Source organism: Kosakonia sp. CCTCC M2018092 (genome assembly GCF_003864115.1).
GTDB classification, from domain to species: Bacteria; Pseudomonadota; Gammaproteobacteria; order Enterobacterales; family Enterobacteriaceae; genus Kosakonia; species Kosakonia cowanii.
In genome coordinates, this window is record NZ_CP034225.1 from 3,204,754 (window position 1) to 3,216,749 (window position 11,996).

The window sequence follows — 11,996 nt, forward strand, 5'->3', positions numbered from 1 at the left end:
AGGAGACGCTATGTATTTTTATGAGCCCGCGAAAGGTCATGGCCTGTCGCACGACCCGCTGAATGCCATTGTCGGCCCGCGCCCTATCGGCTGGATCGCCTCGCTGGACGGGCAAGGCCGCCGCAACCTGGCGCCCTATAGCTTCTTCAACTGCTTTAACTACCGCCCGCCAATTATTGGTTTTGCCAGCAGCGGCTGGAAAGATAGCGTGCAGAATATCGTTGAGAGCAAAGAGTTTGTCTGGAATTTAACCACCCGCGATCTGGCGGTGCAGATGAATGAGACCTCCGCATCGCTGGCGCACGGCGAAGATGAGTTTGCCCGCGCCGGGCTGACCCCGGCAGAGAGTCGCCTGGTGCGCGCTCCGCGCGTGGCGGAAAGCCCGGTTAACTTTGAGTGCCGTTTGTCGCAGTGCATTCAACTCACCGCCGCCGACGGCAGCCCGATTGAGAGCTGGCTGGTGCTGGGGGAAGTGGTGGCGGTGCATATCGATGAGTCGCTGCTCGAAGAGGGGATTTACCAGACGGCGAAGGCACAGCCGGTGCTGCGCGCCGGAGGACCGTCCGCTTATTACGGTATTAGCGAGGATCAGCGTTTCGATCTGGTTCGCCCGGATAATCGTTAATCAACGCCGCCAGGCTATTATCGACGGCATGCTTGCCGGATGGCCTATTTCTGAAACGGCGTAGGCCGGATAAGCGGGACGCGCCATCCGGCAATGGGGTTTGCATATGGCTTTGGTGGTATTGTTCCGTTCACCAGGCGTTCGGGAGTTTCATTAACCCCGCATGCGGTGAACGGGATAAGGGAAGCGGCCGCGCTCCCCTTATCAATCCCCGCGGCCCCGCAAGGAAATCGGTGCTTCGCACTGCGCTCACCTCCCGCGTGCCTGACTGCGGCCGGCTCGACTCGACATCCTGTCTCGGTTCGCCTCTGTCCGCCATCCATGGCGTCCAGACCTTGTCATTCACGCTTCGGTTCGCCGATTTCAGCGGGGACACCACCCCCTCGCTGTGAGATCTGACGTAAAAACAATATCGATGTGGCTGTAGGCTCGTTTTGGTAGGCCGGATAAGGCGCAGCCGCCATCCGGCAAGGGTACCGCGGTGATAATGCCGGATGGCGCGTAAACGCTTATCCGGCCTACGCCGTTCCAGCGGCTTCATTCCCTTACGCCTTATCCGGCCTACAAAATTGCCCTCCCGCTATAGCGTCTATACTTAATAGCTATACAGGAGGAAATTATGGCTTCAGGTTGGGCAAACGACGATGCAGTACAGCAGCAGATCGACAGCACCATTGAGGATGCGGTCGCCCGTGCGCGCCGGGACATTCCGGGGGGTGAGAGCCTTACAGAGTGCGAAGAGTGCGGTGAGACCATTCCGGAAGCGCGGCGAAAAGCGATTCCCGGCGTGCGGCTGTGCGTGAAATGCCAGCAGGAGAAAGATTTACATAACTCGACATATTCAGGATATAATCGCAGAGGATCGAAGGATAGCCAGCTACGCTGACTTTTCCTGACGCTTCCTGGCGGGATAAGCACTTACCTTTACCTTCACACTTTTACGCTTCGCTTGTCGCAAAATGTGCCGCTTATCTCCGCATGGCGAGGTAGTGCGCCCATTTCGTGCTTTTTTATCTTTTTAACCTTTATGTTTCAAAAGCTTAACTATTATTCAATTTTTTAGAACAAGGCTTTCAATTCTCTTCGATTTTCTCGCTGATAAAAAACTGTGATACTTATCACATCGACGGAACATCGTCCCAAATTCAGTATAACCTGCGAGAGAAACCCTATGAACGCCATTAAATATGCTGTTGCTGCTGTCGCATTATCTACACTCTCTTTCGGTGCTTTTGCGGCTCAATCTGTTAACCCTGCTCAAGCAGGCGAACTGAATAAAATCGGTGTGGTCTCCGCCCACGGCGCAACCACGCTGGACGGCCTTGAAGCACGCCTGGCAGAGAAAGCTAAAGCGGCAGGCGCTTCTGGCTACAGCATTCTGTCTACCACCGGCAATAACAAGCTGAGTGGCACAGCGGTTATCTATAAGTAACCTGACCCGCGTTTTACCCCGGCATTTTAACCCTCTGCCGGATGCACCACCCTCATTGACCCTTATTGCCCTTTGCATGGCCCGTCCAGGATTGTGACGGGCTTTTTTTTATCCAAATGTCGCCACGACCCGCGCCAGCCCCTCTTCCAGCGTTCCCACTTCACCGCTCGCCAGCAGGCAGCAGGCCAGCTGCACTTTTAATGACTCCGGTATTGCTTCGCGTCCGCTCAGGCAGTGCTCGATCCAGCGCGCGGTGCTGTCAGCATCTTTCGCCGCACCGCCTGAAGCAGGTTCCAGCGCCGCGTCACTGCGGGCAAAGAGCACGCGCTCGCCCGCTGGATCGATCAGATTCATCTGCGGGCAGCGCTGCGGGTTGGCGTACACCTCCCCTTCGGTGCCCTGCATCAACAGGCCGCGCCCGCCGATATCGGCAAAAAATTTGCCCACGCGGGTAAGGTACTCCGGGTGCGACACGCTGGAGAGACGCAGCGCCGCGTCCTCGGCAAACGGGGTCGCCAGCTTCGCCAGCGTGTGCGCGCTGTTACGCACGCCCATGCGCCAGCGTAGCCCCAGCTGATCCTCCAGCGGCGGGCAGAGGGCGCTTACCGGAATATAGACCGGCTGATGCCCCTCCAGCTTTGCCTGCGCCTGCCCGGCAAGCGTGGTGGCTTCAATGCCCAGCAGGGCGAAAATGGTTTCGCTGACGACGCGGGTCGGATCTTCGCTGACGCCGTGCACCACCACCGGAAAGCCCAGTTTGCTGAGCAGAATCGCCAGCAGCGGCGTCAGGTTCGCCTGCTTGCGCGCGCCGTTATAGCTCGGGATAACAATCGGCATCGGTTTCGCCACCGGTGGTGTCAGCTTCATAGTCCGATCCTGCATCGCCGCGTAGAAGCCGCGCATTTCGGCCTCGCCCTCCCCTTTAATGCGCAGCGCAATGAGGATCGCGCCCATCTCCAGTTCCGGTACCTCGCCGTTGAGCATCCTCGCGTAGAGGCTGCGGGCGGTGTCAATATCAAGGTCGCGGGCGTGATTTTTGCCCCGGCCAACCTCTTTAATGATGGTGCGGTAATCCATGGACTCTCCTTGCGTGCTTACATCGTTAACGGCGCTTGCGGCGCTTCTGTTCTGGTTTCTTCACTATAACGTCAGGCATCGGCGGTTGGGAAATTGGAAATATTGGCAGTGCATCAAGCAGGCGTTTCCCATAACTCTTGGTCAACAGCCGCTTATCGTAGATCACCACTTCACCGCGGCATTCGTGGCTGCGGATCAGGCGTCCGACCTGCTGAATCAGGTTAAACGAGGCGCTCGGCAGGCTCTGCACTTCGAAGGGATAACGCTTAAGGCTTTTCAGCCACTCCCCTTCGGTGATGACTACCGGGCTGTCGATGGGCGGGAAGGCAATCTTATGGATATGCACCTGGGTGAGGTAATCCCCCTTCAGATCCAGCCCCTCGGCAAAGGATTGCAGGCCAACCAGCACGCTGCGCTCGCCGCCATCGATGCGTTTTCGGTGCGCCTCCACCAGCCGGTAACGGGGCTGATCGCCCTGCACCAGCAGCAACAGACGCAGGTCGGGCACATACGTAAGGAATAGCTGCATCGCGCGCTGGCTGGCGAAAAGCACCAGCATTCCGCGGTGCGCTTTGCTCTCCACCTGCTCACGAAACCAGGTCGCCATCTCGGCGATGTGCTGCTCTTCGTTCTCCATCAGCGGCTCGTAGCGCATCTGCGGAATAATAATCTTGCCCTGCTCGACATGGTTGAACGGCGAGTCGAGGCTGACGAAGCGGTCGCCCGCTTTCTCTTTCAGCCCGCTCATCTCCTGCAAACGGTTGAAGCTGTTGAGCGAGCGCAGGGTCGCCGAGGTGACGACAATATGCGGCACGCTGCGCCAGAGCAGCTTTTCCAGTTGGTCGCTGACGCGAATGCCGACGCAGTGAAATTGCAGGTGCAGTTGCCCGTCTCGCACGTCGCGCGTGACCCATTTGGAGACCGGCGCGCCGGAGGCCTGTGCCATCGACGCCAGCCGCCAGAGTTTGCTCTGGCTCTCGAACATCCCCAGCGCGCGGTTCATCTGCAAAATCACCCGGTGCAGACGCACAACGTCATGGCTGCCGGTTTTCTCGCTCAGATCGTTGAGAAACAGCTCCGCCAGCCCGCGCAGCATCTCGGTCAGTTTCGCCAGCCGCTGGCAGATCTCCATCACTTCATCCGGCAGTTCGCCCATCGTAAAACGGTGCTCTGCCTCCTGCCCGGCGGGGAGATAGAGATTGAGAATGGCGTTGAGGGAGGAGATCAGCTCAAACAACTCCTCGCAGTGGGCGTTGAGTCGCTCGGGGATTGCCAGCGGCGGCAGAGTTTTCGGGCGAAACTGCTCAAGGCAGGTCGCCACCAGTTTGGTAAAAAGGTCGAGCTGTAGCTGATACCAGCCAGCGGTGATCTCCGCCGACATCTCCAGCGCATCGCGGGCAACATCCGGCAGATGGTGGCCCTCATCGAGCACCAGCAGCAGGTTTTTCGGCTCCGGCAGCACCGCTTCGCTCTCCATCGCCGCCATCACCAGCGCGTGGTTGGCAACGACCACTTCCGCTTCCTGGATCTCCCGACGCGCCACAAAGAAGGGGCACTCGCGGTAGTAGTGGCAGTTGCGGTTCAGGCAGCCCGCTTTATCGGTGCTCAGGCGTCGCCAGAGATCGTCGCTGATGGCTTTATCGGTGTGATCGCGCAGGCCATCCCACTTGTAGCTGTCGAGATCGGCTTTCAGCGATGCGCAGCGCGTCTGCTCCTCTTTGTTGCCGGGCGTCAGTTCGTCATCAAGAAAGGCCAGCAGGTCCTGCTGATTGGGATCGCTGCTGGCGAGCGCGGCAAGATTGCGCGGGCAGACATAGCGCCCGCGGCCAAAGGCGGCGGTAAAGCGCAAATCGGGGATAATTTTGCGCAGCAGCGGCAGATCTTTACTGAAGATCTGATCCTGTAGCGCGACGTTGGCGGTGCTGACCACCAGCGTTTTCTGCTCTTCACGGGCAATGGCAATACCCGGAATAAGGTATGAGAGGGTTTTCCCGACCCCGGTCGGCGCTTCAATCGCCAGATGGCGGCCCTCATCGCCCGCCAGCGTTTTTGCCACGTCAGCAATCATCTGACGCTGCGGCGCGCGGGGGATAAAGTCCGGGATCTGTTGTTGCAACGCCTTATACCAGGCGGCAATTTGCGCTTTTAACGCGGCGGTAAGGGCCATTCGATAACCTGAAGTACTGTATAAACGGCCACTATTGTGGCACTTTTTCGCCCGCAGGGGCGAACGCTTTTTGCCGTTATGGAAGCCTGCTCGTAAATCGCGCGTCAGGCAGACGATACTTTTCGCAAAGCCGATCACAAATTGGCAGATCCATTTATGAAACCGCTTCCCGACGCGTTGAACATTTATATGGTCAATGCTAGCTTTTTATCTGCATTACGCTTGTTACCGAATATCGGGCAAAACCTAAATGCAGACTGAGGGGATTAATCCGTCCCTGGCTGTATTTACGTTTTGCCCGTTTTTGTTTGCAGGAGTTGGCGATGCTGGTCAAACAAATATTAAATAATAACGTTGTCAGCGCCCTCGATGAGCACGGCTTTGAGGTAATTCTGACCGGCCGCGGCCTCGGGTTTAATACCCAGAGCGGCGACCGCGTCAATATGGACGCCATCGAGAAGATATTCCACCTGAAAGACTCCCAGCTCTCGGCCCGTTTTAAAGATCTGGTGAGCGAAGTGCCGATGGAAATTGTCCAGCTAACGGCGGATATTGTCGCCCTCGCACGCGAAACGCTGCCGCATAAATTAAGCGACGGGCTGTATGTCACCCTTGCCGATCACCTCCATTTTGCCCTCCAGCGCAGTGAAAAAGGCGAGAGTTTAGCCAACCCGCTGGAGTGGGAAGTGCGCCACTTTTACACCGCCGAGTACGCCATTGGCCGCCAGGCGCTGGGGATGGTGGTAGCTCGCACCGGCACGCTGCTACCGGACAGCGAAGCGTGCAGTATCGCCCTGCATATTGTGAACGCCGGGCTGAACGATACGATGGGAAAAACCACGCAGATCACCCGGCTTATTTATCAGCTGCAAAATATCGTCAGATACTTTTTTACCCTGCCGCCCGATGAGCACACCCTCAATTACCAGCGCTTTATTACCCACTTAAAATTTTTCGCGCAGCGGGTGATTGCCGGGGAGGTATTAAACAACGATGACGAGGAGTTATTTGCCATGGTTGAGCGCCGCTACCAGACAACGCTGAAGTGCGTTAACGCCATCAGCGAGTTTGTCGGCAAACATTATCACCACACCATGAGCAACTCCGAGAAGCTTTATCTAACCGTGCATATCGAAAACGTAGTGCAGCGGTCGGCGTAATTCACCGGGCAGGCAGATATGCCTGCTACGTGAAAAAATGAATTCCATCCAGGCTTGTTACTGTTAAATCAGGCAAACCCCAGAGGAAACAAGGTATCGGCCACGGCCGATGTTTGTTGATGACGCCGAAAATCGGCGTCTGTCTGGAGGAATGAGCATGAACTACCCACAAACCGCGCAGAAGATCATTGCGCACATCGGCGGCAAGGAGAATATCCTGTCGCTGTTTCACTGCATCACCCGCCTGCGTTTTCTCCTTCACGACCATGACAAGGTCGATCGCGCGGCGCTGGAAGCGCTGGATGGCGTGATCGGCGTGAATATCTCTGGCGATCAGTACCAGCTGATTATTGGTAATGAGGTCGCCCCGCTCTGCGAAGCGCTGCTGGCGCAACTCCCCGGCGTCTCGTCCAGCGCCAGCAGCAGCAAACGGCGTAATCCGGTGTCGGTGGTGCTGGAGGGGTTATCGAGCATCTTCTCACCGATCATTCCGGCGATTGCCGGAGCCGGGATCCTGAAAGGGGTGCTGGCACTGATGGTCGCCATGCAGTGGCTTCAGACCAGCAACCAGACCTACCAGATCCTGCTCGCCATCAGCGATGGCGTCTTCTACTTTATGCCGCTGGCGCTGGCCTTCAGCGCCGGGAATAAGTTTGGTGCCAACCCCTACGTCGCCGTGGCGCTCGCTGCCACCCTCTTCCACCCGGCGATCCAGACGCTGTTTAAATCCGGCGCGCCGGTGAGTTTTCTCGGCCTGCCGGTGCCGACGGTCAACTACGCCTCGACGGTGATCCCGATTCTGCTGGCGGTATGGCTGCTAAGCCGGGTGGAGAAGCTGATTGACCGCGTCATGCCCGGCGTGCTGAAAACGATGTTTGTCCCACTGTTGAGCCTGGTGATTGTCGCGCCGATTACGCTGATGGTTATCGGGCCGCTCGGTATTTTCGCCGGAAATACCCTCTCCGGCGGCATTATCTGGCTGGTGGAAAACATGGGTATCGTCGCGGGCGTAGTAGTCGGCGGCACGCTGTCGATGATCATCATTACCGGCATGCACTATGTGCTGGTGCCAATCATGATCAACAACATCAGCACCATGGGTTTCGACCCGTTCAAAATCCTCTTTTATGTCGCCAACCTCGGCCAGGCGGGCGCGGCTTTCGGCGTATTTATTCGCGCACGCGATAAGAAGCTGAAGTCGCTGGCGCTCTCCACCAGCTTCAGCGCAATGATGGGCATTACCGAACCGGCGATGTACGGCGTCAATATCCGCTATAAACGCCCCTTTGCCGCCGCGCTGCTGGGCGGCGCGATTGGCGGCGGCTTTGCGATGGCGATGGGGGTGAAAACCTACGCCTTTGCCCTCAGCGGCTTGCCTGGCCTGCCAGCGCTGGTCGGCCCGACCTTTCTCTGGGCGGTGGTCAGTATCGCGCTCTCCTTTGTCTCCGCTGCCGTGCTGACGGTGATCCTCGGTTTCGAAGAGAAGGTGGTAGCAGGTGTCAGCCCGGTGAAGATCGCACGCGAAGAGGAGCGGCTCTTCGCCCCGGTTAGCGGCACGCTGAAAGCCCTCAATACCCTGAGTGACCCGGTCTTTGCCGATGAGATTTTCGGTAAAGGCCTGGCTATCGACCCGAGCAACGGCGAGCTACGTTCCCCGGTCAACGGCAAGGTGGAATCGCTGTTTGAAACCCACCACGCACTGGCGCTGGAGAGCGATACCGGTGCCGAAATCCTCATCCACATCGGTATCGACACGGTGAAACTCGGCGGTAAGCACTTCACCAGCCATATCGAGGCCGGGCAGAACGTAGAGGTGGGCGATCTGCTGGTCAGCTTCGATCTCGCTGCGCTGCGGGCAGCGGGGATCGATCCGAGCGTGATCGTGGTGGTCACCAACAGCGAACAGTACGGCGATATCAGCCCGGTAAAAACAGATGGCGATGTCGCCAGCCGGGACGCATTTCTCACATTGACCGCAAGCGCGGCCTAAGGAGCACACCAGTGGCTTATTCGAAATCATTTCCGGAAGGGTTTTTATGGGGCGGCGCAACGGCGGCCAACCAGCTTGAAGGGGCATGGAACGTCGATGGCAAAGGGCTCTCCGTCTCTGATGTCTACACCTTCGATATCAACACGCCGCGCGAGCGCTGGCTCGATCAGTGGCTCGGCATGACCCACGCGCAGGTGCGCGAAGCGCAGGATCCGGAGAGCAAAAAGTACTACCCGAAGCGCAAAGGCAACGACTTCTACCACCACTTTAAAGAGGATATCGCGCTGTTTGCCGGTATGGGCTTTAAGTGTTTTCGCATGTCGATTGCCTGGACGCGCATCTTTCCGCGCGGGGATGAGACCACGCCCAACGAAGCGGGCCTGGCGTTTTATGACGAGGTGTTCGACACGCTGCGCGCGCACGGCATCGAGCCGATTGTCTCCCTCTCCCACTATGAAATGCCGCTGGCGCTGGTCACCGATTACGGCGGCTGGCCGAACCGCCAGCTGGTCGATTTCTATGTCCGCTTCGCCACAACTGTCTTTACGCGTTATCGCAAAAAGGTGAAGTACTGGATGACCTTTAACGAGATCAACTGCGTGAAGCACCACCCCTATGTCAGCGTCGGGGTGATTGAGGAGGACAACCCGCATCTTGAGCAGGATAAGTACCAGGGCGCGCACCACCAGTTTGTTGCCAGCGCGCTCGCCACCAAAGCGTGCCACGCCATTATTCCCGGCTCGCAGATGGGCTGCATGATCAGCTACCAGATGCTCTACCCGCACACCTGTCACCCGGATGATTTGCAGGCCTGCGAAGAGATGCAGCGCGTGTCGCTCTTCTTCAGCGACGTGCAGGCGCGCGGCTACTACCCCGCCTACACAGATCGCATGCTGGCGGAAAAAGGGGTGACGCTGCAAAAAGTGGTTGGCGATGATGAGATCCTGCGCCAGCACCCGGTCGATTTCGTCTCGTTCAGTTACTACATGTCGAGCACCGTCAGCGCCAACCCGGCATTGCATGACGGCGCAGAAGGCAACCTGATCACCGGCGGCATTCGTAACCCGCACCTCACCACCAGCGAATGGGGCTGGCAGATCGATCCGAAAGGGCTGCGGCTGGCGCTCAATCAGCTCTATGACCGCTACCAGAAGCCGCTGTTTATTGCCGAAAACGGCCTCGGCGCAGTAGATACCGTTAATCCGGATGGCTCCATCGACGACGATTACCGTATCGACTACCTGCGTCAGCACGTGGTGCAGATGCAGGAGGCGATTGCCGACGGCGTCGATCTCTTCGGTTACACCTGGTGGGGGCCGATTGATGTGGTCAGCGCCGGGACGGCGCAAATCTCCAAGCGGTACGGCTTTATCTATGTCGATCAGGACGATATGGGCAACGGCAGCCAGGCGCGCTCGCTGAAGAAAAGCTACCACTGGTACAAAAAACTGATCGCCTCGAATGGCGAAGACTTAGCGGATTAAGGAGCGGATATGTCTGTTTTTCCGAACGACTTTTTATGGGGCGGTGCGATTGCCGCTAATCAGGCGGAAGGCGCATGGGACGAAGATGGCAAAGGGCCCTCTATCGCCGACGTGGTGCGCGGCGGTATCGCTTCCGGTAAACATGATGCGGTGATCGACCCGAACCTCTATTACGCCAGCCACCAGGCGGTCGACTTTTACCATCACTACAAAGAGGATGTGGCGCTCTTCGCCGAGATGGGCTTCAAATGCTTTCGCACCTCGATTGCCTGGTCACGCATCTTCCCGCGCGGGGATGAGACCACGCCCAACGAGGCGGGGCTGCAATTTTACGACAACCTGTTTGATGAGTTGCTGAAGTACGGCATTGAGCCGGTGATCACACTCTCGCATTACGAAACGCCGCTGGCGCTCTATCAGGAGTATGGCGGCTGGAAAAACCGCCAGCTTATCGACTTCTTCACCCGCTACTGCGAGACGGTGTTCCGCCGTTATCAGGGCAAGGTCAAATACTGGATGACCTTTAATGAGCTGAACAACATGAACCGCATGCCGTTCGCCACCGGCGCGGTGGATGTTGACGCCAGCCCGCAGGAGATTTGGCAGGCGAATCACCACCAGTTCGTTGCCAATGCGCTGGCGAACAAGCTCTGCCACGAGATCATGCCCAATGCCCTTATCGGCTGTATGTTGTCGCTGAGCACCGTTTACCCGGCAAGCTGCAACCCGGAGGATATCTTCTCGACCATGCAGCTGCGCCGCCGCTCGCTGCTCTTCTCCGATGTGATGATGCTGGGCGAATACCCGGCGTACGCTAAACGGCTGCTAAACGATCTGGGGGTGAAGCTGGAGACGGCAGAGGGCGATATGCAGCTGCTTAAATCGTATCCTTCTGATTACCTTGGCTTTAGCTACTACCGCAGCGTGCTACACCAGGCGGGCGGGCAGTTCCGCGTCGATACCGGCGGCACTGCCGGGCTGGACAACCCATTCCTGGAGAAGACCGAGTGGGGCTGGCCTATCGATCCCCTCGGTTTTCGTATTGTCTGTAATGAGCTGGCGGACCGCTACCGCAAGCCGCTGTTTATTGTCGAAAATGGCTATGGCGGTGTTGATGAAGTAGATGCCAGCGGTGAGATTAATGACCAGGCGCGCATCGATTATGGCCGCCGCCATATTCAGGCAATGGCCGAGGCGATTGCGGATGGCTGCGAGATTATGGGTTACACCTGGTGGGGACCGATTGATATTGTCAGCGCCGGCACCGGCGAGATGAAAAAGCGCTACGGCTTTATCTATGTCGATAAAGACAACGAGGGCAACGGCACGCTCAAACGCAGCAAAAAGCGCAGCTTTGAGTGGTATCAGCAGGTTATCGCCAGTAATGGAGAGGTGTTGTAGGCCGGATAAGCGTTTACGCGCCATCCGGCATTATCACCGCGACACCCTTGCCGGATGGCGGCTTTGCCTTATCCGGCCTACGGTAACGGAGCCGCTGAAACCGTGTAGGCCGGATAAGCGGTACGCGCCATCCGGCGTTATCACCGCGGCATAATTGCCGGATGGCGGCTTCGCCTTATCCGGCCTACCAAAACGAGCCTACAGCCACATCAATATTGTTTTTACGTCAGATCTCACAGCGCGGGGGTTGTGTCCCCGCTGAAATCGGCGAACCGGAGCGTGAATGACAAGGTCTGGACGCCATGGATGGCGGACAGAGGCGAACCGAGACAGGGACAAAATTGCCGGGAGCAATTTTGAACAGCGCTTGCGCTGGCCCCGGAGGGGCGAGCCCCAGGGATGGGGCGAGTAAGTCGAGTCGAGCCGGCCGCAGTCAGGCATGCGGGAGGTGAGCGCAGTGCGCAGCACCAATTTCCTCGCGGGGCCGCGGGGATTGATAAGGGGAGCGCGGCCGCTTCCCTTATCCCGTTCACCGCACCGGTGATAAAAATATCCCGCCGGACACCTGGTGAACGGAACCATTCCACCGTGGTAACCCCATTGCCGGATGGCGCTGACGCTTATCCGGCCTACGCCGTTTCAGCGAGATCGTTCCAGCGG

9 protein-coding genes are annotated in these 11,996 nt (G+C 57.9%); 7 read left to right on the top strand and 2 right to left on the bottom strand.

Annotated features, from left to right (window positions below; genetic code table 11):
* The first annotated feature begins 10 nt into the window (after positions 1-10).
* The 3 genes from EH164_RS15270 to ybiJ all read left to right on the top strand — a co-directional run bounded on the left by EH164_RS15270 (position 11) and on the right by ybiJ (position 2,057).
* A complete protein-coding gene (locus tag EH164_RS15270) occupies positions 11-625 on the top strand; it encodes a flavin reductase family protein (RefSeq protein ID WP_124969020.1) in 615 nt (204 codons plus the stop codon).
* A gap of 619 nt (positions 626-1,244) precedes the next feature.
* On the top strand, positions 1,245-1,511 hold the full coding sequence (locus EH164_RS15275) for a DksA/TraR family C4-type zinc finger protein (protein WP_042713286.1): 267 nt from the start codon (positions 1,245-1,247) through the stop codon (positions 1,509-1,511).
* Between the two features lie 285 nt (positions 1,512-1,796).
* Positions 1,797-2,057 (top strand): DUF1471 family protein YbiJ, encoded by a 261-nt coding sequence (ybiJ, locus tag EH164_RS15280; RefSeq protein ID WP_054804628.1) that lies wholly within the window; start codon positions 1,797-1,799, stop codon positions 2,055-2,057.
* Between the two features lie 108 nt (positions 2,058-2,165).
* Here the strand turns inward: ybiJ and ybiB are convergent, their stop codons facing one another.
* Both ybiB and dinG read right to left on the bottom strand, forming a co-directional pair.
* On the bottom strand, positions 2,166-3,134 hold the full coding sequence (gene ybiB / locus EH164_RS15285) for a DNA-binding protein YbiB (RefSeq protein WP_124969021.1): 969 nt from the start codon (positions 3,132-3,134) through the stop codon (positions 2,166-2,168).
* Between the two features lie 25 nt (positions 3,135-3,159).
* Complete coding sequence (gene dinG, locus EH164_RS15290; RefSeq protein WP_124969023.1) at positions 3,160-5,301, bottom strand: ATP-dependent DNA helicase DinG; 2,142 nt, start codon at positions 5,299-5,301, stop codon at positions 3,160-3,162.
* Between the two features lie 323 nt (positions 5,302-5,624).
* Between dinG and licT the strand changes: the two genes are divergently transcribed.
* From licT to EH164_RS15310, 4 genes are all read left to right on the top strand, one after another.
* A complete protein-coding gene (gene licT, locus EH164_RS15295) occupies positions 5,625-6,461 on the top strand; it encodes a BglG family transcription antiterminator LicT (RefSeq protein WP_124969025.1) in 837 nt (278 codons plus the stop codon).
* A gap of 157 nt (positions 6,462-6,618) precedes the next feature.
* Complete coding sequence (locus tag EH164_RS15300) at positions 6,619-8,451, top strand: beta-glucoside-specific PTS transporter subunit IIABC (protein WP_124969027.1); 1,833 nt, start codon at positions 6,619-6,621, stop codon at positions 8,449-8,451.
* An 11-nt stretch (positions 8,452-8,462) separates the two neighbouring features.
* Complete coding sequence (locus EH164_RS15305) at positions 8,463-9,935, top strand: glycoside hydrolase family 1 protein (RefSeq protein WP_094420419.1); 1,473 nt, start codon at positions 8,463-8,465, stop codon at positions 9,933-9,935.
* A 9-nt stretch (positions 9,936-9,944) separates the two neighbouring features.
* Positions 9,945-11,336: a glycoside hydrolase family 1 protein gene (locus EH164_RS15310; RefSeq protein ID WP_124969029.1), complete on the top strand. Its 1,392-nt coding sequence runs from the start codon at positions 9,945-9,947 to the stop codon at positions 11,334-11,336.
* Positions 11,337-11,996 lie beyond the last annotated feature (660 nt).

What these genes read in the sequence shown, in the direction of transcription:
- EH164_RS15270 (WP_124969020.1), top strand. Translation starts at nt 11, where the DNA reads ATGTATTTTTATGAGCCCGCGAAAGGTCATGGCCTGTCGCACGACCCG.
- EH164_RS15275 (WP_042713286.1), top strand. Translation starts at nt 1,245, where the DNA reads ATGGCTTCAGGTTGGGCAAACGACGATGCAGTACAGCAGCAGATCGAC.
- ybiB (WP_124969021.1), bottom strand. Translation starts at nt 3,134, where the DNA reads ATGGATTACCGCACCATCATTAAAGAGGTTGGCCGGGGCAAAAATCAC.
- EH164_RS15300 (WP_124969027.1), top strand. Translation starts at nt 6,619, where the DNA reads ATGAACTACCCACAAACCGCGCAGAAGATCATTGCGCACATCGGCGGC.
- licT (WP_124969025.1), top strand. Translation starts at nt 5,625, where the DNA reads ATGCTGGTCAAACAAATATTAAATAATAACGTTGTCAGCGCCCTCGAT.
- dinG (WP_124969023.1), bottom strand. Translation starts at nt 5,301, where the DNA reads ATGGCCCTTACCGCCGCGTTAAAAGCGCAAATTGCCGCCTGGTATAAG.
- ybiJ (WP_054804628.1), top strand. Translation starts at nt 1,797, where the DNA reads ATGAACGCCATTAAATATGCTGTTGCTGCTGTCGCATTATCTACACTC.
- EH164_RS15310 (WP_124969029.1), top strand. Translation starts at nt 9,945, where the DNA reads ATGTCTGTTTTTCCGAACGACTTTTTATGGGGCGGTGCGATTGCCGCT.